Consider the following 25822-nt stretch of genomic DNA (forward strand, 5'->3'; position numbering starts at 1 on the left):
TCAACGCAATAAGTAACGAGAAGAATCGGTCTGTGAAAGATAGAATATATAGCAAAGAAGTGATCAATTTTGATTTTTGGGTGCTATAAGCAAAAAAAGCACCTAATAACTAGGTGCTTTTAATATAATATAAAAATCAATTTGTCTATGCAGATGCTAGCATCGGTTAGTATAGGTGTGTCTTATCATCAAAGTAGACACGCTATAAACTATACAGTTAAACGATGACGACCTTTTGCACGACGGCGCGCTAAAACTTGACGGCCTTTTTTAGTTGCCATACGAGCACGGAAACCGTGGGTGCGCTTGCGTTTGATAACGCTTGGCTGGAATGTACGTTTCATAAATCACCTTTGACAGCAAAGAAAAGAATGTAAATTTTAAATAAATACAGTTTACTAAGAATTTGTAGTAGCAAGCGATTATGCCATAAATAAATATTTATGTCAATAATTTTGACACTGCCAACAACCAGCGCCAACGACCCGTATTATATTGGCTTAACCGCCCTATTCGACTCACTGATACCAGCGTTTACTTTAGATAACTGAGCTTACTACATGCCTCACTGATTAAAACAACTTAACACTTAGGTTTTCTTATATATTCAAAATCAGGTCATTAATTAGATAAACTAAATAAAAATAAATGGTTTATTTCTCATATTTTGAATCCGGAACTACCTGATGATTGTTAAATATATCTAACCTATCGACTATTGGCATTTTTATTGATTGATAACTTTTTTGAATACATTGGGGTCTTCGATCTTGCGACTAAGCTAAGCTTGGTTTATAGCACTCATTTTTCTATCGAGAATGAATTATCTAAAAATAAGTTCTGTGGTTTGCCGCTTAATCAAAACTCTGTTTCAATCCAGTTATTGTTCTTAAGTTTGGCTATTTTTCTATAAACAGCGATTTATCTTTGACCCATTTATGACCATAATACCCTTAGTTTTTAACCTAAAACAAGCCTGTTACTCGAGTTAATCATACCCAAATCAATCAAGTCTAAGCGCTTATCTCTCTGAGTTTTCAGATCAAATCACACCAGCGACTCTGACTTAGTCAAACCGCTTTAAACCAATCATTCAAATGAGCTTGTTATAGATTTTACTAACTTTGTAGCTTTGTTCATTTCATTTTGATTGAGTTTATCAGTATTGAATGACCACTAAGATTTACTGGTTAATTATCTTTGTCATTAATTAAATATGTGGTTAAAAACCGAGTTCGTAATTAAGCTGATAACTGGTTAATTATTCACTGCTAAATCTGTTCCTAGCCAATCTATTTGGTATCAAACATCATGCTTTCCATAGGTTTGTACCGAACTGAATTTTCATATATTCAAAAAACTTATCCACAGAAACCGCTTTCCCCTATAACTATATATATAATAGTTCTTTTGTTATTATTAGTACCCTTGTTTTCTGTGTATAACCATAAAAAACACAACAATATCAATAAATTATCTTGTGGTTAAAGGTGTTGATAAGCTGTTACTAAAACCTGTATAACTTCGCTATTTTAGTTATCCACAAGGTTAGCCACAAAGTTATCCACAGAATAAATATGATGATATTTGCGAATTTGTGTGCTAAAGTACCCCCATAAATAGGACTGGGCGTCATTAAAATAGCGACAGACTTAAACCAACAAGCGTCGTATACACCGATAAGACAACAGCCTACCCTATGCTTGTTTCAAGTCTTGTTTTTTAGTTTTCATTTTTGTCATATTTTTTTGTCACTGTAGGATGGGTCATGTCAGATAGTTTGCCGTTATGGGATAGATGTCTTGATGACTTAAGATATCAACTCAAAGAAAATGAGTTTACGATGTGGTTACGCCCACTATCGGCCAATGTGTTGGGTGATACTTTAGAGCTGTTGGCACCAAACCAGTATTTCGTATCACATTTAAAACAGCATCATTTTGCTGAAATTGAAAAATTGGCCAAGCAGCACAGTCAAGGCAGTATCAAACAGGTTGTCATTCAAGTTGAAAGCAGCGTGCAACCAAAGCAAAATCAAGCTGCGGGTCACTTAAGCGATGCGCTACAATCGGCGCCTACTTCGTCATCAGCGTCGACGGGCTCTACGCAAACAGAAGCGGCAAACATCAATAGTGATAAAGCGTTAAGCTATATCAATCCGATGTTTACCTTTGAAACCTTTGTGACGGGTAAATCTAACATGCTGGCTTATAAAGCCTGCTTAGAACTGGGTAAAAAGCAGTCTCAAAACCGTCATAATCCTTTGTTTTTGTATGGCGCATCAGGATTGGGTAAAACTCACTTGATGCACTCTGTTGCGCACCGTTATCTTAAAATTGGTAAAACCTTTTATTATTTTTCCTCAGAAAAGTTTATCAATCAGCTGGTTTATGCGCTGCGAAATCAAAAAATTGAGCAATTTAAGAAAAAGATCAAACGCGTTGATTTGTTAATTATTGACGATGTGCACGTGTTGGCCGGTAAAAACAAATCCAGTAGTGAGTTTTTGTCGCTGTTTGCTGATTTTATGGTTGAAGGTAAGCAAGTGATCTTGGCTTCAGACAGACATCCGTCGCAGATGACAGAGTTTGATGAACGTTTCCGTTCAAGATTTTCTTCAGGATTAGCGGTATCGATTGATCCGCCTGAGATGGAAACACGGATGCAAATTTTGCAGAAAAAAGCGCATTTATCTGGGGTAGAGTTACCAAAAGAGTGTGCGTTGTTTATTGCGCAAAACGTGGTGTCGAATGTGAGACGCTTAGAGGGCGCATTGAACCAGGTGATGGCAACCGCTAACTTGACCGGTAATCCTATTGATTTGGATATGGTGCAATACGCGCTAAAAGACGTGATAGCCATACGCTCACAAGCGGTGAGTATGGATAATATTCGCAAAGTAGTCGCTGAATATTACGATGTATCGGTAAAAGATTTGATGAGTAAGAAGCGCACACGTAGTATTGCGCGTCCTCGCCAAATTGCGATGGCATTAGCACGTGAGCTGACTAAAGACAGCTTCCCAGATATCGGGCAATCTTTTGGTGGCCGTGATCATACGACCGTGATGCATGCTTGCGATAAAGTGGCCGAGCTGCGCAAAGAAGATCCTGCGTTAGACAAAGAATATAAAGCGTTGGCGATGACACTACAAGCAGGGTAGGGGTGAGTTGGTTTTACTCAGCAAATGCTTAGCATATCGCCGATATCGTATCGTCAATAGATGCGATGCACAGCCGCCAATATTTAGTTATACTAGCGATAAACCTTGACTGTACACTCCAGATATTCAATCAAAGAGTCCTATTATTATGCAACTGTCGATAAATCGTGAATTGCTGCTAAAAGCCATTAATTTGATTGCTAAAGCGGCAGATAAACGCCATAACATGGTCGTGTTAGGCAATATAAAACTAGAGATAACAGAGCAGGCATTAATTTTGACTGCTTCTGATTTGGAAGTGGAGCTCACCGCTGAAGTTAAGCTGGATAACGGCGCAACTGGGCAGGTTGGTGCGACAACATTACCAGCCACTAAGCTGCATGAAATCTGTAAGCTGCTACCAAAAGATGCGCAGATTAATATCAGCGCTGAAGGCAATGAGCGCTGTGTGATTACCAGTGGTAAAAGCCGCTTCGTGCTGGGTACTTTACCGGCAGCAGACTTCCCAATTTTGGGTAATCCAGCCAACATCACCGCATTGACCTTAAACCGTCTGGTGCTGCTAGATTTGATGACCAAAACTCAGTTTGCGATGGCCATTCAAGATGTGCGTTATTACTTAACCGGCATGTTGTTTGAGGTCGGTCAACGTCAATTAACCACGGTAGCAACCGACGGACACCGTCTGGCACTGGCTCGCAGCGTGATTGATGTGGCTGATGACTTTGCCATGCAAGCTATTTTGCCACGCAAGGCAGTGATTGAGCTTGAGCGTTTGGCCAATGAGTTGGGCAAGTTGGTTGGGGACAAAGACGGTACCTTAACCTTAAGCTTTGGACGTGAGTTTTTGCAGGTAAGCTTGCCATTTGGCAATGTTGATAGTGCAGGGCAGATTGATGATTCGGTAAAAGTCACCTTTACTGCACGTCTGATTGACGGTAAGTTCCCTGACTATCGCCGTGTGATGCCGACCAGTACCGACAAGACAGCCTTGGTCAACAAAGAAAAAATGCTCGATGTGCTGAGACGGGTATCTATCTTAAGTAACGAGAAGTCACGAGGCGTTATCTTTAAGTTCGCGCAAGACGGTCTAGTGGAAGTGCGTGCCAACAACGCTGAGCAAGATGAAGCGGTCGAGGCATTGCAGGTTCAATACCAAGGTGAGCCAATCGAATTGTCATTCAATGCGGCTTATTTGCAAGATGTTCTTGATGTATTAGGCGGCGATGTACAGCTACATATGAGCCAAGCCAATAGCTCAGTATTGGTGAATCAGCATAATGATACTCAGCATCAATATGTGATTATGCCGATGCGTATTTAATCGGTTGGTATGGTTAGAAGTAAAGCAAGATCTTAAGGGTCTTGCTTTTTTTTGGCCAAAGTTTTGATCGCTATATACCACGGTGCTTTGCTATTGACTTATCTGCTGCTTTTAAGGGTAGGTTTTGGCTTTAATTTAAGGTTGAAAGTGCTAATGATTTGTCTATTTTCAACCGTACTTTTACCTAATTTCATTTAACATAATTATGGTGTCTAATATTTACTGTAGATTATGTTAAATAGAATGGGCGAATTAATCACTCAATTAGGTCATTAAAATTAACGGTTTTTAAAACTTAAAATCAGCGGTTATTAATCTAGGTGATGACGTATAAGATTCGCTTAAAGTGGCTGACCTTAATTTTGGGATTAAAAGTTTAAGCGTTAAATATTGGCGTGAAAAAATTGGTGTTAGGAAAGGGTCTGGAAAATTGCCAACACATATAAGTCTGGTCAGATTTAATTAGAACAGGTTAGAAAAAGACGAATAACGAAAAGATAGGCGCTGATAGTTTGGATAAGATTAATGATGAATATCGTCAATGATAAAAGTATGGCGATAAATCTAAGCGATGAATGACTATCAATGAGTGAATATAGAAATAACCATCATAAGCTCAATAATAAGAAACATACGATTAAAAGATGCGCATTAGATGCCGGTCATTTAAACTAAGGCGTATCCTAGATGGGATTATGAGGCTAACGTTTCTGAGTTAGATGAGTGTGCAAAGGTTTTTATTATGCTGACGCAACTGAGTGTCTATCAATTACGCAATTTACAAGCTGTCAGTATTCAGCTTGGGCAGTGCAATGTGTTCGTGGGTGCCAACGGCAGTGGCAAGACCTCTTTGTTGGAGTCGCTGTATCTGCTGTCACGGGGCAAAAGCTTTCGCCATCATCAGCCTAAGCGCTATATCTCGCATCATGCGCCTAATACCACGGTACACGCTAAGTTTGCCGATGGGGGCAGTATGGCCATTCAAAAGGCGCAAGATGCCAGTAGCGTGATGCGACTGGGCCAACAGACCGTCTATGTACAAAGTGCATTGGCCAAGCAGCTACCTACCCTGTTAATCGATCCGTCATCGATGGATATCTTAGAGGTCGGTAGTGGCAGTCGCCGTCAGTTATTAGACTGGATTGCGTTTCACGTGAAACCAGGCTTTCATCCCCAATGGCTGGCCTATCAGCGCTTACTAAAACAAAGAAATACTTTGCTGAAGCAATCACCACGTTTGTCACAGTATCAGCAGCAAGAGTTAGCTGCCTGGGATAAAGGATTGGCGACCCATGCGGCACTGATAACTCATTATCGGCAGCAGGCATTCGACGAGTGGAAACCACTATTTGAGCAGTTAATCAGTCAGTTATTACCAGACTACGCCCCGTTTATTCAACTTAGGTTTGCGGCGGGCTATAACACAGAGGTGCCGCTAGATGAGTTGTTACAGCAGCGCTTAACCCAAGACTGTCATATGGGCTATACCCGTATCGGCTGTCACCGTGCAGACGTTCAGGTGCTTTGGGTCGATGATGCACAAGCGCGTCAGCTGCAGCATGAGCAGCAGCAACTACAAAATGAAATCCCTGAGCAATTACAGCATCAGCAAGCTGAAGGTTTACCACAAGACCAACTGTCACAAAAGGAGCTGCTAAAAGAGGAGTTGCCACATAAAGGGGTAGAGGACAATGTGCGCGAGCAGGCAGCTAATGTATTGTCACGGGGTGAAAAGAAGCTATTGATCACCGCGTTAAGATTGTCGCAGCTACCCATATTATCGGGAGCATCATTATCCTCAGGTACGGATGTGAGCGAGGTGCTACCTGTGGTATTGCTGGATGACATTACTGCTGAGCTTGATGAGTATGCGCTAGATATCTTATTGCAGACACTATCTCAGTTATCGTGCCAAGTATTTATTACCAGTTTGGATACTGAGGTTATGGATAAGATTAGCGCCTATTGGCCACAAGCTCATTTGTTTCATGTGAAACAAGGCAGTATAACTCAAGCGCTATAGTAAAAGACACGAGACTGTTGATAGGTCAATCAGTTGCTTTTGTATAAAACATGGCTTTATAAAATGATTAATTGCAACAAAAAATAGGCCGCTTGATGTCGAACATTAATCAGATTTAGTTAAGCGTGATAAATATTCACAAAAACCAGGCTTAAAGCCATGAGTTGGCAGTAATGGCGCCTAATATTGGCCATGCTTTTATTGGTAAAAAATGCTATAATAACGGTTAAGATTTACCCCCATTTTATTGGCATAATGAATCGGGTGTTTGGCAAGATTGGAAGGCCAAAAATGTTAGCACTAAGCGGGTGTTTCACTCATGCGAAAACCAAAATAGGTTTTAGTGGTTTTGGCATGAATCGTTTGTATTTGAATGTTTTTAGTATCAATAACATCAACAGAAACACCCCGCTAGACAAAGCAGGACGGTGGTCTAAAAAAACAGACCAGACAAGACACTAAAAATCACCTCATATGCCATTTGAATTGCTGATCGTATCAGCAGAGCCGTTTTAGGAAAGGATATATCATGAGTGAATCAAACCACAATACCGAGCAAGACGTACTTGCAGGGTTACCACAAGACGTCCCAGCGGAGGCGTTGCCTGAAGAGTATAGCTCAAAAAATATTCGCGTATTGCGTGGACTAGAAGCGGTGCGAGTACGCCCTGGTATGTACATTGGCGATACCGATGACGGCACAGGCTTGCACCACATGGTCTTTGAGGTGGTGGATAACTCAATTGACGAAGCATTGGCCGGACATTGTGATCAAATCGATATTATCATCCACGAAGATGAGTCGGTCAGTGTGATGGATAATGGCCGCGGCATCCCGGTTGACGTGCATCCTGAAGAAGGCGTGTCTGCCGCTCAGGTCATTATGACTGTACTGCACGCTGGCGGTAAGTTTGATGACAACAGCTACAAGGTATCTGGTGGTCTGCATGGCGTTGGTGTGTCCGTTGTGAACGCCCTATCGAAAAAGCTAGAGATGAATATCTGGCGTGAAGGTAATCACTATCAGCAAACTTATAGCGATGGTGTGCCTGATGGCGATATTCAAATGCTAGAAGAAACTGAACAAACTGGTACTCAAATTCGCTTCTACCCAAGCCCTGACGTATTTACCGGTACCACCTTTGACTTTGAAGTGTTGGCCAAGCGTTTGCGCGAGCTGTCATTTTTGAATTCAGGTGTGCGTATCGTGTTGACCGATGAGCGCTCTGATAAGCAGCATGTGTTTGAGCACAAAGGGGGTCTGTCTGAGTTTGTGGCTTATATCAACTCAGGTAAAGAAGGTCTTAATGAAGTATTCCACTTTGTCAGTGACCAAGACGACGGTATTGTTGTTGAAGCAGCGCTGCAGTGGACAGACACGTATAACGAAAAAGTATTGTGCTTTACCAACAACATTCCGCAGAAAGATGGTGGTACTCACTTATCAGGATTTCGCTCGGCATTAACCCGTTGTCTGAACACTTATATGGACAACGAAAATCTGATGAAAAAAGAAAAAGTGCATACCACCGGTGATGATGCGCGTGAAGGTTTAACCGCTATTGTCTCGGTAAAAGTACCTGACCCTAAATTCTCAAGTCAGACCAAGGATAAGCTGGTATCTAGTGAAGTGAAGTCTGCTGTTGAGTCAGCAATGCATGATAAATTCAACGACTATTTACTAGAAAATCCAAGCGCTGCCAAATCGATAGCAAACAAAATTATCGATGCAGCCCGTGCCCGTGATGCAGCGCGTAAAGCGCGTGAGCTTACCCGTCGTAAGACCACATTAGATATTGCCGGTCTGCCTGGTAAACTGGCGGATTGCCAAGAAAAAGATCCTGCATTATCTGAACTGTATATTGTGGAGGGTGACTCTGCGGGCGGTTCTGCTAAGCAGGGTCGTAGCCGTAAGACGCAAGCCATTTTGCCGCTAAAAGGTAAGATTCTAAACGTAGAGCGTGCCCGTTTTGACAAAATGTTGTCTTCTGCTGAAGTGGGCACCTTAATCACGGCGCTAGGCTGTGGTATTGGTCCAGATGAGTACAATCCGGACAAAGTGCGCTATCACAAAATCATCATCATGACCGATGCTGACGTCGATGGTTCGCACATTCGTACCCTACTACTGACATTCTTCTTCCGTCAAACGCCTGAGCTGATTGAGCGTGGTTATATTTATATCGCGCAGCCACCTTTGTATAAGGTGAAAAAAGGCCGTCAAGAGCTGTATCTAAAAGATGATGAAGCGTTAAAAGCGTATCTATTGTCATCAACCATTGATGAGATGAACCTGCATATCAATGAAGATGCGCCAGCAATCACTGGTACAGCGCTTGAGCAGTTGTTAAATGACTACAACCAAACTCAGCTGGTCAAAGCGCGTCTACAGATTCGTTACCCCTCTGTGTTGCTTGATGCATTAACACATGTGCCTAAGCTGACCACAGAGATGACTTACGACCATGATGCGATGAGCGAGTGGAAGTCGGTGCTGCAAGAACAACTGGAGCGCTTTGGTAGTGAGTTAAGACCGGTGATTGAGTTGGATAACATTCATGCGCCGAAGCGTGATGATGACTCTGAAGCCAAAAAAGATGCTGACAATCAGTTTAACTTTAAACTGGGCGCTAAGTCAGATGACGCAGAAAATGAAATACCAGAAGGTGAAGACAGCGAAATGTGGTCGAAGAAGCCACAATGGTTACCTCGTATCACCATTTATGTGCATAACTTAGCACAGCATTACTTACTAGATGTTGGCTTTATCAACTCAGGTGAGTATGCGCGTCTCATGCGCTTATCGAAAGAGTGGAATACACTGTTAACCGATACCGCCTTCATCCGCCGTGGTGAAAAAGATACCTTGTTACGTGACTTTGATCACTTATGGCAACAAGTGATGCAAGAAGCGCGTCGTGGCTTGTCAGTTCAGCGCTATAAAGGTCTGGGTGAAATGAACGCCGATCAGCTTTGGGACACCACTATGGATCCTGAAAATCGCCGTATGTTAAAAGTCACTATTGAAGATGCGATTGCGGCTGATCATCTGTTTACCTGCTTAATGGGTGATGATGTTGAGCCTCGCCGTCAGTTCATCGAAGAAAACGCGCTAACAGTAAGTAACCTAGATATTTAATATCAAAGCGTTGTAATTCATTCAAAAGAAGTCATCTTGCTAGCAAGGTGGCTTCTTTGTTTCACGTGAAACATAAACTTCCATGCTCTGTTTTTAAACTAGCTGTTACTGCTCAACGCTTAGGAAATAAATCATGATTGAACTTTTGTTTTTGGCCATTGCGTTAGCGATGGATGCTTTTGCGGTATCTATCGGGTTAGGTGCTAAGCAGGCCAATGCGCCTTTTGCAAGCTCAGCAAAAGCGAAATCTATGTTGCTGCGACTGGCATTGATGGCAGGACTCTACTTTGGTGTTGCGCAGGGTGTGATGCCATTAACTGGCTATTTGTTAGGTTCTGCATTACTCGGCTGGTTGGCCTCTGCTGCCCCTTGGATAGGCTGTATAATCTTAGTCGCCTTGGGTGGTAATATGCTGTACGAAGCCATCATGGGTGACGATGAAGAAGAGGAGCTTGGGTCAGATGACATTACAAAAATTGACCATAAGGTGATGACATCGTTGGCGATTGCAACCAGTATCGATGCCATGGCAGCAGGGTTTACCTTAAACCTATTGGCAGTTAATGCGTGGTTGGCGTGTGTTATTATTGCACTGGTAACCGCTGTTTTTAGCTTTATAGGTGTTTATTTGGGCCGTCAATCAGGTACTTGGCTCGAGGATAAAGCTGAGATGTTAGGCGGCGTGGTATTAATTATTATTGGTATAAAAATGGTGTTGTAGTCGAGTGGTTTTGAACGGCACATTGTTGATTAAAAAAAGCCCTTTGTTTACATACAAAGGGCTTTTTTATTGCTGTAATAAAGCTAACTGAACTTTTTGACTATTACTTAAAACGCCAAGCCAAGATGCGTGTCGCTTTTTGACCATGCTGCATATTAATGGTTTTAATCTGTCTCGCACCCACTCGGCGCAGTAGAGCATCGAGTGGTTTTAAGTTTTCTGCACGAGACACAAGGGTGGTAAACCAGTTCACTTGCTGAGCATAATCAACACTTTCATTAATCATGCGAGTAATAAAGGCGAACTCGCCGCCTTCCGTCCACAGCTCAGCGTTTTGACCGCCAAAGTTTAGGTTGTTTTTGGCATCAGCAAATTTATTGGCTTGTCCATTAGGATTACGGCGAGCGCGGTTCTTTTGCAGCTTGGTTTGCTTGCGATTATTGGCATCGAGCACTTCTTGCATTGACCCATGAAACGGTGGGTTACATACAGTGATATCAAAGTAATCATGCTCTCCGATAACACCTTTAAAGATATTTTTCGGGTTTTTTTGCTGTTTGACGGTCACTAGTTTTTTAAGGTTTGGATTAATCTCACAAATGGTCTTGGCAGTATTAATCGATACCGGATCGATGTCAGTGGCCGTAAAATGCCAGCCATAACTTTGACTACCGACAATAGGATAAATCAAGCTGGCACCAGTACCAATGTCTAACACATGCGGCTTTTTGTTCTCTGTGCCACTGTTATTATCGGCCAATAAGTCGGCTACTTGATGGATATAGTCGGCACGACCTGGGATAGGTGGGCACAAATAACCTTTGGGTAAATCCCAGTATTTAATGTTGTAGTGTAGCGCCAATAACGCCTTATTTAGGGTCAATACCGCATCGGCATCTGAGAAATTAATGGTCGGTTCACCACTGGGATTGGTGATGGTGTGCTTGGCCAATTCAGGCAAGGCTTGTGTTAATTTTACAAAATCATAGCGACCGTTATGAGGGTTGCGTGGATGTAGGGTATTGGCTTTGGGTTTTGATTCAGTAGAGGTGTTATTGTGTTTTGCAGTGGTGTGGTTAGAGGTATTGCGAGGGGTGTGCTGTGTCATAAGAGTTCAAGGCTTTTTAAATATAATAAGGGCGCTGCTGATAATAGAGGCGATAAGATATGGGGCTGTACAGCGCTAGTTTAACAGGTTTGCTGTGTTTTAGCGCCTTATCACGCTTTAATAGGACAATTTAATTGTAATGGCACCGATCAAAAAAGGAATTTAAAGACAGCCAGATATCATTTATTTACACTGCTTGAGAGGTAGAGCTAGACGCCTTAATACACAATATACCATGACTGATAAACGAAAAACTCTCTAAAGCTGTTTGTAAAAAAACAAGCGTAGCAAAAGCATCATCAGCCGTAGCGTTTGGCGATATGCTCAACCGCGTTTAAGTAGCCACTGCCAAATAGATTCAGGTGATTGAGGTAGTGATACAGGTTATAAATATCGACCCGATCAGCGAAGCCATCCTCAGTTAAACCGTAAGCAACATAGGCCTCGTAAAACGATTCGCTAAAGCCACCAAACAACTGCGTCATTGCCAAATCAGTCTCAGGATGACCGACATATACCGCCGGATCTATCAAATAACCAACGGCCTGTTGGGCTTTATCTTTACCGATATAATCATCAGCTTGGCCGAGCATGGCATTACCTGCCCATAAGTCACCATGTAATAAACTGGGTCGTGGCTGTCCGCCATCATCTGTCAGCGGATAGTCAGGCAGATACAGTGATAGCTTTTGTTGCAGGTTTTCAAGCTGTCGTAAGATTTGACGACTGATGCGGTGATTATCAAATGCCAACTTGGTTTGCTCGCCTAGGCGCTGGGTAGCAAAAAACTCATACCAATTTTCGGTCCACTGATTGCGCTGTGGGTTGCTACCAATATAGTTGTCACTAAACCAACCGGCATACCAAGTAGCGGTTTGTTTATTTTCATCTTCCACTGAATCAGAGTTAATACTCGCTTTATCAGGTTGTGGTGGCACAGCTTTATGTAGCGTGGCCAGCTGCTTCGCTAAGTCGTACCATCCTGCGTCTTTATCAGACCTGCTCCCTTGATACGGCTGAATCATTGACAGCAATAAAAAACTTCGTCCTATCTTATTATCCACACCGTAAGCCAAGGGTCGACAGGTACGCGCACCTGTCGCCGCTATGGCGCATAATCCATCAACCTCAGCAAACAACAGTGGCGCATTATTTAGGGTGTTTTGTTTCAAAAATACCTGTGGATTTTGTGATTGGTTCTGAACAGTTTGGTCATTGTTATCAGCTACCTGACTCAAGTCTGCTTTTGAGTTGGGTAGGGTCAACACGCTTGCCTGATTGATATCACCACCTGAGACAGGGCGTAAATCAACCTCATCTAATGATTTAATTATAGGGTGATGCGCATCAGTACTCAGCGCGTTGATGGCATCCATTAGGCTATCAAAACGTGGCACTTCAGAATAAGGCGCATCGGTGTCTAAATCAGAGGTGTTATCCATACTATTGTTACAGTTAGCGTTGGTAGAAGTTGAATTTAAAGAAGTGATCATTGCTATACGTTTTGTTGCGGCTGTAGGATGTGTCTTGTGTTATAGCTTGGCGGTGTCTATATTAGAGGTAGCTAATAAATATATTTAGTCGAGGCGGCAAGGTTGGAAGAGAACCAAGCCTTTATGGCTAGCAGTACAGCCAGAATAAAGGCGCTAATAAAATAAAACTACCACTACCTATAAGCTAGGTTATCACAAACCTTGCAAGCCTTAAAATTTCAATAACGATAAAAAATAACCATAAGAAGGATGACATTATGAGCACTGAAACGGATAGTAATAATCGCATTAGTTACCAAACGGACGGCGGTTATATTTGCTTAATTGGACTCAATCGAACCGACAAACGTAATGCCTTTGACAGCCATATGATTGCTCAATTATCAAAGGCGCTAACGGACTATGAAGAAGACAGTAATCTACGCTGTGCGCTAATCTTTGCGCATGGTGAGCACTTCACCGCGGGCCTTGACTTGATGGAGCTACAAGACAAGCTGGATAAGGGGGTGTTTGCCTTTGATAACACTCAAATTGACCCGTGGGGTATCAGTGGTAGGCAGCGAACCAAGCCAGTGGTTGTGGCGGTACAAGGCACCTGCTTTACCGCTGGTATTGAGCTGATGCTCAACAGTGATGTGGTCGTTGCTAGTGACGACTGCAACTTTGCACAGATGGAAGTTCAGCGTGGTATCATGCCGTTTGGTGGCGCAACCGTACGTTTTGTGGCTGCCGCTGGTTGGCAAAAAGCCATGCCGTATTTATTAACCGGTAAGCCATTTGATGCGGCAACAGCAGATAAGTTGGGCTTGGTCAGTGAAGTGGTGCCCAAAGGTCAGCAGTATGACCGTGCCTTTGAGTTGGCGACTGAGATTAGCAAAGCAGCACCACTTGGGGTTCAAGCGCTGCTTGCTTCGGTACAAGATGGCGCACGTAATGGTGCAGACAGCGCACTGTCTAATATCCACAGCTTTTTACCGCACTTATTTAACTCTGAAGATGCCAAAGAAGGGATGATGTCTATGGTTGAACGCCGCGAGGCTGACTTTAAGGGACGTTAGTTAACGCTATTTTTTACCCTGACCACAAGCGGTAGTCTTATTTATGATCGACATTATCAATATCACCGTCCCGATTTTTATCATCATCGCACTGGGCTATTTAAGTGTACGTACCCGTATCATTGACCCAAGCCACTCCAAAGGCATGGGCACTTTGGTATTGTATATTGCACTGCCAGCTTTGATGTTTAATGCCATCGCGCAGATGCCTTTTCAGGAGGTTATATCGCCGCGTTATCTTTTGATCTATGCCATCGGGTCGGTGCTGGCATTTGTGATTGGGGTGATACTGACTAAAGGGGTATGGCGTCAGGACAATGTGTCTGCTGCGCTTAACTCGACAGCTCTGGCGTATGCAAACAGTGCCTTTATTGGCTTTGCTGCGTTGTCAGCGGTTATCGGAGCGACGAAGGCAGCCACTTATTTATCTATGGTGGTACTGATAGAAAGTTTTATCATGCTGCCGATGCTTTTTATCATGGCAGGTATGAGCGCTGACGGCAGTCAGTCGTGGGGTCAGTTATTTCGCCGAATCGCCAAAAACCTCTCACGCAACCCACTGATTATTGCCATTATCGTCAGTGTTAGCTTCTCAGTATTTAGTATTCCCGTACCTCAAGTAGCCGCCAAAACCGCGGAGATGCTGTCAGGCGTTGCCGCACCGGTTGCGCTGTTTGTTATCGGTATGAGTCTATATGGATTAGAGCTTAAAGGTGATTTACCCAAAATCACTACCATTGGCTTAGGTAAGCTGATTGTCCATCCACTCATGATGCTGCTTGCGATTATGCTTATCCCAAGTGCGTCCATAGAACACAAATATGTGGCGATGCTGTTTGCATCTGCACCGACCTTCTCGACCATTGCCATTATTGGTCAGTATTATGGCTTGGTCGATCGGGTGTCGGCGATAGTCATTATCTCAACTGTGGGCTCGTTTTTTAGTATGAGTGCGGTGTTGATGTATTGGGAGATGACGATTGGGTTTTAAGGTGTGCAGGGGCGCTTGTAAATCAAATCAATAGGTAGGGAGCTAATCCCGCTTTTCGCTACTATCTGCAAGCCATGACGAGGCATTCGCTAAGCGATGCTGTGTCGCTAGCTTTGCGCGCCACCGCATCGCAAGCTTATGCAACTCGCCTTGTCATGCAGTATATCCGCTTCAATCGGGGCTAGCGTTGACATTACAATCTTGCAACTATGTATTGTGGTTTTGACTATACTAGCTAGAAAAAATTTTGGTTTGCTTGTTAGGGAGCAGTACTTTAGTAGTATCAAATTAAACGTAATATGAATTTATTTAGTTTTTTTGAATAAGTAAACTTAATTATAATAAAAATATATATTATTCAAGGCAATTATATGGATATCCAACATTTACCAAGTCCAAAGCAGTTTCTTAAAAATAGACGTCCCGAGCAATTCTCTACTTCTGAAGAAAAAACCATAGGTCAACTTGATCGAGTACATCTCGAGAACTATTTGGTTAGTCTTAATACGAAGAGCAAAGAACTACAATTTGAGACATTTGCCAAGGAACTTTGTCAAAAAATAATTTGTCCTAACTTACTGGAGCAAACGGGACCCGTAGCGGGTGGAGATGGCAAGACAGACACTCAAACCTTCCCTGTATCAGAGCAAAATAAACTACTTTGGTATGTAGGTGTAAATGATAATGCTAATAACGAGCGTTGGGCATTTGCTGTTAGTACGCAAAAATCATGGAAATCAAAATGTAAAACTGACGTTAAAAAAATAGTCGAAACCGAACGAGGTTATACAAAGGTATTTTGTATCACTAATCAACTTATTAAAGCTAATCAAAGAAGCGCGCTTGAAGATGAGCTATCGAAACATTACAACATTCAGGTATGTATTTTAGATTTAAGCTGGATACTTGATGAAATCTATAAGAATAAACTGGAAAATATTGCTATTGAGACACTACAAATATCTACAAGCTTTAAGCGAGAGGTTAAATTAAGTGAGGATGATTATAGTAAAAAGCAAAGGTTTGATGAGCTAGAGTGTCAAATTAATAGTGAAATTAAACCTGATAATATTAGCCATAATCAAGTTGGAATTTTTTTAGAAGTTGCTAATTTAAGTAAGCAACTAGAACAACCTGTATTTCAAACCCAAGGATACTATGATCGCGCTGTTAACATAGCAAAGCGTTTTGGTACAACAAACCAACTCTTCAATGCTTATTACAGCTACGCACGAGCATCTTATTACTGGTTTGAGGATTTTGATTTATTTAAAAATAACTTCATTTCTATTTATGAATTAATCACTGAATCTAGCAACTCAATACTTTGGGATGATTTCGTAACTCTCTTAACTATTTATATTACTGAAACGTATATAAAGACTAATAAAGAGGGCATACAAGATGATTCGATAGTAGCACACACAATTCATCAATTAAAAGATATCTCAAAGGACAAAAGTCGCCCAAGTAACTCTTTACAGGCTGAGTTATCCTTAACTAGGATTGAACTAATTTTGTTTTTTCAAGACTATGAAAAAATGAATGAGATTTTTTATAGAATACTAAGTATTTGTGAAGATGGTGAGTATTTAGTAGGCTTCCCATTTGAAAATGTTTATGGCTACATTAACGAGCTAGACAACTTTTTTAGTAAGTATACGGGCTATCAGGCTCTACAAGATTATCTTACTGAGCAGTCAATTAAGAGATATGGAGATACAAAAGTCAGTAGACTGACACTCGAACGTGGTTTGAGGCAAGCTGAGAAGAAAAACTACTACAGAGCTATTCAGTTGATTGGAAAAACACTTGCTCCTCTTAATAAAGAGGAGTCCATAGAAGATGTGACATTTGCTAATATGGCTTTAGCAACCATATATACGCAAGTAGACTTACATTGGGCTGCTAGAGGAAGTCTTTTAATAGTTTCTTCTCTATTAACCAACTACTTTCATAAACATGGAGTCATTTTATCTAAAGCTGTTGAAGCTTACTTTTCTCTAGCTTGGAATGAGTTAGTCCTTGGACGTATAACTCAGTCTCTCACATGGTATGAAACTGCTTTGTTAAGTTCTCAAGCAATTAGTAGCGAATTTATCGATGAAGATAAAATTGAGAATTTTGATGGATGTTTAGCACACCTTTTACTTAATTGTGATTTAAAAAACATTCAGGAGCTAGAATATTTAGTCGAAAGTTTAGAGGCTTTTGGATTATTTTACTCTAAGGTTGCTTTACTATATGTTCTTGGCTATGAAGATGAGGTTAAGAAGCTACTCGACTGTGATGATGAAAAAAGAATATTACAATCAATGGTTGATTTTAGAGACAGCGATATAGGGCATCCATCGTCAAAACTATTGTTATCAACTCCCAAATATATTAGCTACTCATCCAAAGTCTTAGGATGTGAGGTGAAAGTATCCTTTCCTAATAAAACCCCTTTTATTGAGTTAGCGGAAGCTATCTATACTAGCCTTGAAAGCTTTCTTGCCACCGCTTTAACAGATGGTATTTATGCAAAAATACCTATAATTTATATTGATATCTCTTCTTTTGAAGATTCCGATACCTTATTAAGTCATGAGTTCTCTGTACAGGACTGAGCTATGCTGAAAAAACCGTAGACAAAAACTTGGTAAACTAAGGAAGACAAATAGGAGTTTACCATGACAAAGAAAGCTAAAAGATACAGTGAAGAATTTAAAGCAGAAGCAGTTAAAGCAATAGAGAATAATGGTGGCAATGTTAGTGCTACAGCTAGGCGGTTAGGGCTGCCAATGCAGACACTGGCTAACTGGCAACGAAAAGCCAATCAAGGCATGCTCAAGGGTACTAAGCAATACGATCCAGAGCTTGTTTCAGCCCTTGAAGAAATGAAGCGTTTAAAGCGTGAACTAAAAATAGCACAAGAAGAACGAGAGATACTAAAAAAGGCCACGGCGTACTTTGCGAAACACGGTCAGTAAGGTACGCCTTTATTGACCATCACAAATATGAATTTAGCATTACCAGCATGTGTAAAACCCTTGATATTAAACCATCAAGCTACTATGACTGGACCAAGCGTAATATCAGTGCTCAGCAAATACATCGTAACCGCTGTGAGCTGCTTGTAAAAGCTGCGCATAGTGAGACTAAAGAGCGATATGGTTATCAGCGTCTGCATGCACATTTAAGTGAGCATGGACATGAGATTAGCAAGTACATGGTGCGTAGTATCAAGGAAGAACATGACATCAAATGTAGACGTCATAAACGCTTTAAAGTGACAACGGACTCAGACCATAACAAGCGAGTCTATCCTAATTTTCTTAAACAACAGTTTGGCGTTAACCGTCCTAATTGTGCTTGGGTCAGTGATATAACCTATATTTGGACAGATGAGGGCTGGCTTTATTTAGCAGGCGTCAAAGACTTATATACCAAAGAATTGGTTGGCTACGCTATCGATAAACGCATGAAAGCAGATTTAGTCTGTAGAGCCTTAAATAAAGCAATCAAGGATAAACGACCTAGCCAAGGGCTTATTGTACATTCAGATAGAGGCAGCCAGTATTGCAGCGAAGATTATCGCAAAATGATCAGTAAATACGGTTTTAAAGGATCTATGAGTGCGAAAGGTAACTGTTATGACAATGCGCCAATAGAGAGCTTCTGGGGCGTTTTAAAGAATGAGCTGATATATCATCATAATTACAAAACTCGATTTGAAGCAATCAACAGTATCATAAAATATATCGAGTTAGATTACAATCAAGTCAGGATTCAGCAGAGTTTAGGTATGAGATCGCCAAGACAAGTTTGGATGGATTTCTATCGTCAAGCTGCCTGATCAAAATCTCCCAAGTTTAGGTGTACGGATTTGACGGCAGGGGTCAATGGGCGACGTGGCTATATTTACCATACACAAGTCTAAGGGGGCAGAGTTTGCTAATGTAGTGTTGGTACTTGAGAAAGAAGAGGAACTTGATTTTATAACTAATCCTGACTTGCATCTAGACGAGAAGCATAGACTTAGATATGTTGCTATTAGTAGGGCTATAAACAACCTATTTATCACTGTCCCGACTTTAGATAATGGGACAGCTCAAATACTAGAGAGTTTGGATATAGTCGATATCATTCGAGTATAGCATCTTAGTGATTTTGGCTATAAAGGAGCAGTTTAGCCCTGATTGAAGCGGATATACTTGGTGCGGTAAGGCGTTACGGGCACTAGGGTAGAGACAGTATCGAGACAACAGGAATGGCTCTGCCCATTAGCGCCCGTCGCCTTACTAACCAAGATAGTAGCGGAAAGCGGGATTAGCTGCTTAATAAACCTTATCTAACACTCAATCCCTACCAAATGCACAGAGCCTTTTGCATTTTGCTTATCTAAGTCTTCACGGCGTTTCAATGGTTCGGTACATCCACGTGGCTGAATATAAGTCTCAGCAATTAACTCTGCCGCATTTTTACTAATACGTTTTTCATCTGTCCGGCGCACCAACACATAATAAGGCTGCTCAAAAGGCACGATAAAAGTGTCCAAAATATAAGTGTCGCCTGCAAGTTTAGTTTCGAGATGATTTTCCTCAACCAAGCTTAAGTCATAAGTTAATTTTTCTATATCAGTAGCCATCTTGGACTTTTGTTGGGTTGATTGCATATTTGGCTGGTTAGTTGATGTAGTTTGACATGCCGTAAGTGGTACTACAAATGCGAATAAAAGGGCGGCTAGTGCTTTAGGTGATGCTGTATTAAATAAGGTCATAGTGATAAATCTCTGTAAATTAAATCAAAGTATTAATGGGCTGAAAATGGATAGGTAACGCTTTAATTGTAATCTTAATATACACCATAAAAGTGGGTGTTTTAATGTTATTCTTTTAACTATATTAGACCAACTAAGGCCAATCCCATGAGCATCCGCCAAATGACCCTCGACGATTACGAAGCTGTGTACCAATTATGGATTAACACGCCCAATATGGGCTTGAATGACGTTGATGACTCAAAAGACGGTATAGCAAGGATGCTTAACCGCAATCCGACCTTAAGTTTTGTGGCAGAAGTTGACCATGAACAAGGCAAACAAATCGTCGGTGTGATTATCGCAGGAGAAGATGGGCGACGTGGCTATATTTACCATACCGCAGTGGATGTGGCTTATCGAAATCAAGGTATTGGCGAGGCGCTGGTCAATCATGTGATGGATGCGATGAAAGCATTATCCATTAGCAAAGTTGGGTTGTTTATTTTTCAGCGTAATGAGATTGGCAACGCATTCTGGGAGCGATTGGGCTTTGGTGTGCGTGATGACTTATACTATCGTAATAAGGCAGTCATTGAGCTTGAGCGGATTGATACGTAAGACAGCCATTTAAATTAAACATCTCAAATAACCACTTTAAAATTTAGATATTCAAATAAAACAACCTAAATCACCTGAGACGAGAACCACACCATGCAATACAACTTTGATGACATTATCGATAGACGCAATACTGGCTCAATTAAATGGCATTATGAAGATGACACCATTCCATTGTGGGTAGCGGATATGGATTTTAAAGCAGCGCAGCCTATTTTGGATAGCATTAGCAAGGTTGTTGAGCATGGTGTGTTGGGCTATACCAAGCAGACTGACGCGCTGTATGACGCCATTATTAATTGGCATAGCAGTCGTTATGGTCTGACGTTAAACAAAGAAGATATCCTGTTTTCACCGGGTGTGATTCCTAGTATGTCACTGATGTTGAACCTATTCACCGAAGTGGGTGATGCGGTATTAATCAATGATCCGATTTATGCACCGTTTGTGATTAAGACCAAGCTTAATGGCTGTAAGGTCATCAATTCAGCATTAAAAGAAGTAAACGGGCGTTATGAGTTTGATTTAGCGGATATCGAAGCCAAGATTAAAAAGCACAAAGTGAAGCTGTTTTTACTGTGTAATCCGCACAATCCAGGCGGGCGTGTGTGGACCAAAGATGAGCTAAAAGCCATTGTTGAGCTGTGTAAAAAGTATCAAGTGGCAATCGTCAGTGATGAGATTCACCAAGATTTGACGTTAAGCGGACATCAATTTACGCCACTTTTGAGCTTAGCAGATGACTATCAGCACATGGTGGTAAGCCTAACCTCGATGACCAAGACCTTTAATGTGGCCGGTATTAAAGGCTCGATGATTTTTGTCAAAGATAAAGCGCTACGCATTCAAATTCAAAAGCAACAAAAGCTCAATGACGAATATGAGCTGAACTTATTTGCCTATACCGTGATGCAAAGCGCTTATGAGCAAGGCGGTGAGTGGCTTGAGCAAGCACTGGCATATATCGAGAAAAATATCGATTTCACCATTGATTATCTCGCCACTCATTTGCCAGATATCAAGGTGATGCGACCTGAAGCGTCGTATCTGATTTGGCTGGATTGCTCAGCCTATGGCAATGATGATAAAGCCTTGTACGACCAGTTAAGAGAGGCCAAAGTAGAGCTCAACTCAGGCATTCAATATGGACAAGAAGGGCATCTTAAGCTACGTATTAATGTGGCGTGTCCGCAGTCGATATTAAAAGAAGGATTAGAGAGAATGAAGCAGGCGTTAGCGGGTCATTAATTTCGATAGCAATTAGACTGCTACTTAATTGAAAGCGCAAAAAAAAGAGGCTGGATTAAATGATTAATCCAGCCTCTTTACTATCACAATAACGATTAGTTTGAAGACGTTTATTTATCTAAATCTTGACGCTGTTTAGGGTCTAGAGTGTCAAGAACCTCATCGGTTTCAGCGTCTTCCTCTTCCTCACGAATCATCTGTTCCCACTCGTCTTGCTGGGCTAACACAGAGCCTTCAGGTGCTTCAGAAGTAATCCCTTCTTCCCAAGGGGCACTGTCGGCAAGCTCTTCAATATGAATAGTTTTCAGATAATAATCTGGCTGATAGTGCAGATCGTAACGTGCGGCCTTAATCAACGACAGCATCATCATCGATAAGATAACAATCAACGGTGCACCGGCCACGATAGATGCGGTTTGTAGTGTTTGTAAGTCGCCTAAGAACATTAAAATGGCAGGTAACAAACATAGGGTAAATGCCCAGAACAAACGGTTCCAGCGGTGTGGTTCATCATCAACTTCTTTTTGCACCACTGACGCTAAGATGTATGAGATAGAGTCAAAGGTGGTAGCGGTAAAGATAATCGCTAAGAAAGTGAACACAGCAACGACCAAATATGACATCGGTAGGCTGTTCAAAATAGCGAAAATTGCGGCGGTTGCTGACTGATTGTTTAAGATATCAATCACATCAACGAGACCGTTCATCTGTAAATACAGACCATAGTTACCTAAGATGATCATAAACATCGCACAGCCCATTGAGCCGTAGAACATTGAGCCGACGACCATATTTTGGATAGTACGGCCACGTGAAATCTTAGCAATAAACAGACCAATGGTCGGTGCAAATACTAACCACCAAGCCCAGTAGAATACGGTCCAATCTTGAGGGAACGTGGTATGCTCAAAGCCATAGCTACCAAAGTCTTTAAATGGCTCGATATAGGTCATCATGCGCGGCATTTCGGTAATCGAGCGACCGATTGCCTCAAGACCTGTGTTTAAGATAAATACCGTTGGACCGGCAATTAGAATAAACAGTAATAGGGCAACAGCAAGGTAGAAGTTGATATTCGATAACTTTTGAATACCGCCTTTTAGACCTTGATAGGCACTATAAGCGAAAATCAGGGTGGTGATAAATAACACCGCCAACTGCATGGTGATATTACGCGGTAGGCCAAATAAGTTATACAAACCTTCGTTAATCAGTGGCGAAGCTAAGCCTAACGTGGTTGCACCGCCGCCGACCATACCGAACACAAACAGCACGTCGAGCATTTTTGCCCAGTTGCTTTGTGCCAGCTTTTCACCCAGTAAGGGCATTAAGGTTTGACTAACTTTCAGTACCGGCGTTTGACGCACATAGTAGAAATAGGCAATCGGAACCGCAGGTACCAGATAAATGGCCCAAGCCACAGGACCCCAGTGGAAAATACCGTAAGTGGTTGCCCAACGAATCGCATCTGGCGTACCGCCTTCAATACCAAAAGGTGGGGTTTGATAGTAATAGGCCCACTCAATCAGACCCCAATACAGGATACTGGCGCCAATACCACCACAGAACAGCATCGCTGCCCAAGAAGAGTCTTTAAACTCTGGCGTGTCTTCTGGTCGACCCAGTTTGATTTTACCGATATCAGAGAAGGTGATATAAATCACAAACATCATCGCCAGCACGCCAAACGCTAAGTAAGCCACACCGAAGTTGGTGGTGACAAAGTTGCGTGCCAAGCCGACCCATTCTTTCCCTTGTTCAGGGAAGAAGATCAACGGAATACAGATGGCAAATAAGATGGCCAACACCATGCCAAAAGTAAACTTATCGATGCTGGTGTCTGGCTCATGATCCGGACGACGCTGTGAAATCTCCATACCTGCGTTGAACGTGCCCAGACGAGGCGGTTTGCGATGTTTGGTGTTGGTTCTAATATAGTCAGGTATATATTGATATTCGGTTGTTATTTTTTTTGGGGTATTACTATTTGAGGTGTTACTAGAGGTGTGGCTATCGTGCTTGCCACTCGATTTGCTCATGAATGTGCTCCTAGTGTTAAGATAACAGTTGTTGTTTTTAAATAAAACTTACAGGTTCTTATATCTTAACATACTAGCGTGTGCGTCTATCTATTTTGAAACGCGACTGCAGAGGTTGCTTTGGATTATCAAATTTAGGGAGCACAGCTTAAGTCTCATAACCCTGTCATCAGGTGTCTAAGAGGACCAACGACCACGGATGGCCATCATGATATAGAACACGACAGTGGTCAGAATACTGAGTACGAATACATAAGTCAGATCTTGACCAAGTGACATGAGTTTATTTAACAAATAGTTAAGAATAAAAACAATGATAAAGAAGATTAATACGGATTTAATTCTGGTAGCAAGGCTTTTTTTCATAATATGATTCAATCAAGGATAACGGCAAAAAGGTTGAAGGTTAAAGGCTATAGTCAGAGGCTTTATAGAAGATGTCAGTTATTAAAAAACACTATAATTAAAGGCACTATAATAAAAGCCACGGTAATAAAAACTACTAGGATAAAAGACACTATAAAGGCGGATAGCCAGTAATCTTCTGAATACTAAAGTACAACGGCTGTAGTCGCTCATACATTTTTAAATACACCTCATTGTACAGGCGTTGATATAAGTCGACATTTTTTGCAATCGGTAAAAACTCATCACCGACACGAGTCATGGCTTCAGTCGCAGTCAAATGATCGGGATAAATGCCAAGTCCTACGGCACAATTAATGGCGGCTCCCAAGCCTGATGCCTCAAAAGTATGTGGGCGATAAGTGGGCATACCAAAGATATCTGCAGTCAATTGCATCGCCGAATCACTTTGAGAGCCACCGCCTGAAACACGCAAGTGCTTGATGCGCTTACCAGTGCGTCTCTCAATGGTGTCAAAGCCAAGCTTTAACTCATAAGCCAGCCCTTCGAGTATGGCACGATAGACGTGGGCTCGGGTGTGCACATCACTAAAGCCGATCAATGCGCCTTTGCCTTCAAGGCCGGGGTGACGTACACCTGGGGACCAATAAGGCTGCATCATTAAGCCCATGCAGCCGGCAGGAATGTCTTTTACTGCCTCATCGAGTAGCTTCTCAGTATCGACGCCTTGGGTTTTTGCCAGCTGTTGTTCATAGTGCGCGAACTGTTCTTTAAACCAGCTGACCATCCAAAAGCCACGATACACCATATACTCATGATTGTAATAATCAGGCGCTGCCGCAGTATAGGCCGGCATGTGCTTGAGCACCTCAATATAATCTTGTGAAGTGGTATTAATGGTGGCGGTGGTGCCAAAGCTTAAGCAGGCAGTGTCTGTGGCAAGACCGGCTGAACCGAGTGCTTCACATGCCTTGTCACTGGCAGCGGCAATCATCGGTGTGCCTTCGGCAATCCCAGTGGCCGCAGCGGCTTCTGCGCTAATAGTGCCTAACGGTTGACCTGGAGCGACAATTTTTGGCATCTGCTCAGGGCGACAGCTGAACAGTCGCCATTTTGGATTTTTGGGTGACATCCAAGTCCGTGCTTTGTAGTCATAAGGCAGGTAGCCTAAGACATGGCCGGCTGAATCTATCAGCTCGCCAGTTAGCTTGTCGGTTAGATAGGCAGATAAGTTGACGTAGTAAGCGGTTTTGCGCCAGATGTCAGGCTCATGGTGCGCTATCCAATTACAGCGCGCCTTTTGCTGCGCTTCTTTTACCAAATCACCCATACCGATCACTGAGGTGACTGCGCCTAATATGCCTAAATTTTTGGGCTTACCTTGGCGCAAGTCCATCCAAACAATAGCCGGACGCAGTGGTTTTTTATCCTTATCCAAGCACAGCATGGTATAGCGCTGGGTAGCAAGACTGACCCCCGCAATCTGCGACGGCTTGATATCACAGCTTTGCCACAATTGCTGGCAGGCTTCAGACAGCTTTTGCCAATAGTAATCGGCATGCTGTTCAGCAAAGCTGGGCTGGGTTGAAAAGTAAGGCTCGATAGGCACCCGCGCTTTTGCAATCTCAGTGCCAAATTGATCAAAGATAAGCGCTCTGACACTTTGGGTACCGTTGTCTATGGCCAATAGGTAAATGGGCTTGGTAGGGCTGTCGGTCATTGTTGTTATCCATCCTTGGCATTAATCTCTAGTGTTGATTAGCGCTTAGTTTTATTATTGTTAACTT

19 protein-coding genes are annotated in these 25822 nt (G+C 42.2%); 12 read left to right on the forward strand and 7 right to left on the reverse strand.

Annotated features, from left to right (window positions below; genetic code table 11):
• Window positions 1-209: 209 nt before the first annotated feature.
• Window positions 210-344: a 50S ribosomal protein L34 gene (rpmH, locus tag A6J60_RS07670; RefSeq protein ID WP_007394757.1), complete on the reverse strand. Its 135-nt coding sequence runs from the start codon at window positions 342-344 to the stop codon at window positions 210-212.
• A 1424-nt stretch (window positions 345-1768) separates the two neighbouring features.
• Between rpmH and dnaA the strand changes: the two genes are divergently transcribed.
• From dnaA to A6J60_RS07700, 5 genes are all read left to right on the forward strand, one after another.
• The gene (gene dnaA / locus A6J60_RS07675; RefSeq protein ID WP_096065463.1) at window positions 1769-3163 is read left to right on the forward strand and encodes a chromosomal replication initiator protein DnaA; all 1395 of its coding nucleotides are present in this window, start codon (window positions 1769-1771) and stop codon (window positions 3161-3163) included.
• Window positions 3164-3311: 148 nt separating this feature from the next.
• Window positions 3312-4487: a DNA polymerase III subunit beta gene (gene dnaN, locus A6J60_RS07680; protein WP_096065464.1), complete on the forward strand. Its 1176-nt coding sequence runs from the start codon at window positions 3312-3314 to the stop codon at window positions 4485-4487.
• A gap of 742 nt (window positions 4488-5229) precedes the next feature.
• Complete coding sequence (gene recF, locus A6J60_RS07685; RefSeq protein ID WP_096065465.1) at window positions 5230-6510, forward strand: DNA replication/repair protein RecF; 1281 nt, start codon at window positions 5230-5232, stop codon at window positions 6508-6510.
• 529 nt (window positions 6511-7039) lie between these two features.
• Window positions 7040-9649, forward strand: coding sequence for a DNA topoisomerase (ATP-hydrolyzing) subunit B (gyrB, locus tag A6J60_RS07695; protein ID WP_096065467.1), 2610 nt, complete (start codon window positions 7040-7042; stop codon window positions 9647-9649).
• Window positions 9650-9782: 133 nt separating this feature from the next.
• Window positions 9783-10370 (forward strand): manganese efflux pump MntP family protein, encoded by a 588-nt coding sequence (locus A6J60_RS07700; RefSeq protein ID WP_096065468.1) that lies wholly within the window; start codon window positions 9783-9785, stop codon window positions 10368-10370.
• A 103-nt stretch (window positions 10371-10473) separates the two neighbouring features.
• Here the strand turns inward: A6J60_RS07700 and rlmF are convergent, their stop codons facing one another.
• Window positions 10474-11478 (reverse strand): 23S rRNA (adenine(1618)-N(6))-methyltransferase RlmF, encoded by a 1005-nt coding sequence (gene rlmF / locus A6J60_RS07705; RefSeq protein WP_096065469.1) that lies wholly within the window; start codon window positions 11476-11478, stop codon window positions 10474-10476.
• Between the two features lie 299 nt (window positions 11479-11777).
• Window positions 11778-12920 (reverse strand): fructosamine kinase family protein, encoded by a 1143-nt coding sequence (locus tag A6J60_RS07710; RefSeq protein ID WP_193778037.1) that lies wholly within the window; start codon window positions 12918-12920, stop codon window positions 11778-11780.
• Window positions 12921-13228: 308 nt separating this feature from the next.
• Between A6J60_RS07710 and A6J60_RS07715 the strand changes: the two genes are divergently transcribed.
• The 5 genes from A6J60_RS07715 to A6J60_RS07735 all read left to right on the forward strand — a co-directional run bounded on the left by A6J60_RS07715 (window position 13229) and on the right by A6J60_RS07735 (window position 19159).
• Window positions 13229-14029, forward strand: coding sequence for a crotonase/enoyl-CoA hydratase family protein (locus A6J60_RS07715; RefSeq protein WP_096065471.1), 801 nt, complete (start codon window positions 13229-13231; stop codon window positions 14027-14029).
• A gap of 43 nt (window positions 14030-14072) precedes the next feature.
• The gene (locus A6J60_RS07720) at window positions 14073-15020 is read left to right on the forward strand and encodes an AEC family transporter (RefSeq protein WP_096065472.1); all 948 of its coding nucleotides are present in this window, start codon (window positions 14073-14075) and stop codon (window positions 15018-15020) included.
• A 371-nt stretch (window positions 15021-15391) separates the two neighbouring features.
• A complete protein-coding gene (locus A6J60_RS07725; RefSeq protein ID WP_096065473.1) occupies window positions 15392-17629 on the forward strand; it encodes a hypothetical protein in 2238 nt (745 codons plus the stop codon).
• A gap of 63 nt (window positions 17630-17692) precedes the next feature.
• Window positions 17693-18858, forward strand: a protein-coding gene (locus A6J60_RS07730; RefSeq protein ID WP_096064200.1) for an IS3 family transposase whose coding sequence is annotated in 2 segments (ribosomal slippage) — window positions 17693-17951 and window positions 17951-18858 — 1167 coding nt in all. Because the reading frame shifts where the segments join, the coding sequence is not laid out codon by codon here.
• Window positions 18859-18904: 46 nt separating this feature from the next.
• Window positions 18905-19159, forward strand: a complete 255-nt coding sequence (locus A6J60_RS07735) for a 3'-5' exonuclease (protein ID WP_096065474.1) — start codon at window positions 18905-18907, stop codon at window positions 19157-19159.
• A 194-nt stretch (window positions 19160-19353) separates the two neighbouring features.
• Here A6J60_RS07735 and A6J60_RS07740 read toward each other — a convergent pair whose 3' ends face one another.
• Window positions 19354-19677: a hypothetical protein gene (locus A6J60_RS07740; RefSeq protein ID WP_127891440.1), complete on the reverse strand. Its 324-nt coding sequence runs from the start codon at window positions 19675-19677 to the stop codon at window positions 19354-19356.
• Between the two features lie 252 nt (window positions 19678-19929).
• Between A6J60_RS07740 and A6J60_RS07745 the strand changes: the two genes are divergently transcribed.
• Window positions 19930-20382 (forward strand): GNAT family N-acetyltransferase, encoded by a 453-nt coding sequence (locus tag A6J60_RS07745; RefSeq protein ID WP_193778038.1) that lies wholly within the window; start codon window positions 19930-19932, stop codon window positions 20380-20382.
• 93 nt (window positions 20383-20475) lie between these two features.
• Window positions 20476-21630 (forward strand): MalY/PatB family protein, encoded by a 1155-nt coding sequence (locus tag A6J60_RS07750; protein ID WP_096065476.1) that lies wholly within the window; start codon window positions 20476-20478, stop codon window positions 21628-21630.
• A 110-nt stretch (window positions 21631-21740) separates the two neighbouring features.
• On the opposite strand, the gene A6J60_RS07755 is transcribed toward A6J60_RS07750, so the two are convergent.
• The 3 genes from A6J60_RS07755 to A6J60_RS07760 form a co-directional block, all read right to left on the reverse strand.
• Window positions 21741-23669: a BCCT family transporter gene (locus A6J60_RS07755; RefSeq protein WP_102993965.1), complete on the reverse strand. Its 1929-nt coding sequence runs from the start codon at window positions 23667-23669 to the stop codon at window positions 21741-21743.
• 177 nt (window positions 23670-23846) lie between these two features.
• The gene (locus tag A6J60_RS13315) at window positions 23847-24035 is read right to left on the reverse strand and encodes a hypothetical protein (protein WP_127891441.1); all 189 of its coding nucleotides are present in this window, start codon (window positions 24033-24035) and stop codon (window positions 23847-23849) included.
• A gap of 151 nt (window positions 24036-24186) precedes the next feature.
• Window positions 24187-25755 carry an FGGY-family carbohydrate kinase gene (locus tag A6J60_RS07760; protein WP_096065478.1) on the reverse strand — a complete coding sequence of 523 codons (1569 nt, stop codon included), beginning with the start codon at window positions 25753-25755 and terminating at the stop codon, window positions 24187-24189.
• Window positions 25756-25822 lie beyond the last annotated feature (67 nt).

This window comes from Psychrobacter sp. FDAARGOS_221, assembly GCF_002313155.2.
In the GTDB taxonomy this organism is placed as follows: Bacteria; Pseudomonadota; Gammaproteobacteria; order Pseudomonadales; family Moraxellaceae; genus Psychrobacter.

Excerpts from the sequence above, each read along its gene's own strand:
- rpmH (WP_007394757.1), bottom strand. The coding sequence starts at position 344 with ATGAAACGTACATTCCAGCCAAGCGTTATCAAACGCAAGCGCACCCAC.
- dnaA (WP_096065463.1), top strand. The coding sequence starts at position 1,769 with ATGTCAGATAGTTTGCCGTTATGGGATAGATGTCTTGATGACTTAAGA.
- dnaN (WP_096065464.1), top strand. The coding sequence starts at position 3,312 with ATGCAACTGTCGATAAATCGTGAATTGCTGCTAAAAGCCATTAATTTG.
- recF (WP_096065465.1), top strand. The coding sequence starts at position 5,230 with ATGCTGACGCAACTGAGTGTCTATCAATTACGCAATTTACAAGCTGTC.
- gyrB (WP_096065467.1), top strand. The coding sequence starts at position 7,040 with ATGAGTGAATCAAACCACAATACCGAGCAAGACGTACTTGCAGGGTTA.
- A6J60_RS07700 (WP_096065468.1), top strand. The coding sequence starts at position 9,783 with ATGATTGAACTTTTGTTTTTGGCCATTGCGTTAGCGATGGATGCTTTT.
- rlmF (WP_096065469.1), bottom strand. The coding sequence starts at position 11,478 with ATGACACAGCACACCCCTCGCAATACCTCTAACCACACCACTGCAAAA.
- A6J60_RS07710 (WP_193778037.1), bottom strand. The coding sequence starts at position 12,920 with ATGGATAACACCTCTGATTTAGACACCGATGCGCCTTATTCTGAAGTG.
- A6J60_RS07715 (WP_096065471.1), top strand. The coding sequence starts at position 13,229 with ATGAGCACTGAAACGGATAGTAATAATCGCATTAGTTACCAAACGGAC.
- A6J60_RS07720 (WP_096065472.1), top strand. The coding sequence starts at position 14,073 with ATGATCGACATTATCAATATCACCGTCCCGATTTTTATCATCATCGCA.
- A6J60_RS07725 (WP_096065473.1), top strand. The coding sequence starts at position 15,392 with ATGGATATCCAACATTTACCAAGTCCAAAGCAGTTTCTTAAAAATAGA.
- A6J60_RS07735 (WP_096065474.1), top strand. The coding sequence starts at position 18,905 with ATGGGCGACGTGGCTATATTTACCATACACAAGTCTAAGGGGGCAGAG.
- A6J60_RS07740 (WP_127891440.1), bottom strand. The coding sequence starts at position 19,677 with ATGCAATCAACCCAACAAAAGTCCAAGATGGCTACTGATATAGAAAAA.
- A6J60_RS07745 (WP_193778038.1), top strand. The coding sequence starts at position 19,930 with ATGAGCATCCGCCAAATGACCCTCGACGATTACGAAGCTGTGTACCAA.
- A6J60_RS07750 (WP_096065476.1), top strand. The coding sequence starts at position 20,476 with ATGCAATACAACTTTGATGACATTATCGATAGACGCAATACTGGCTCA.
- A6J60_RS07755 (WP_102993965.1), bottom strand. The coding sequence starts at position 23,669 with ATGAGCAAATCGAGTGGCAAGCACGATAGCCACACCTCTAGTAACACC.
- A6J60_RS13315 (WP_127891441.1), bottom strand. The coding sequence starts at position 24,035 with ATGAAAAAAAGCCTTGCTACCAGAATTAAATCCGTATTAATCTTCTTT.
- A6J60_RS07760 (WP_096065478.1), bottom strand. The coding sequence starts at position 25,755 with ATGACCGACAGCCCTACCAAGCCCATTTACCTATTGGCCATAGACAAC.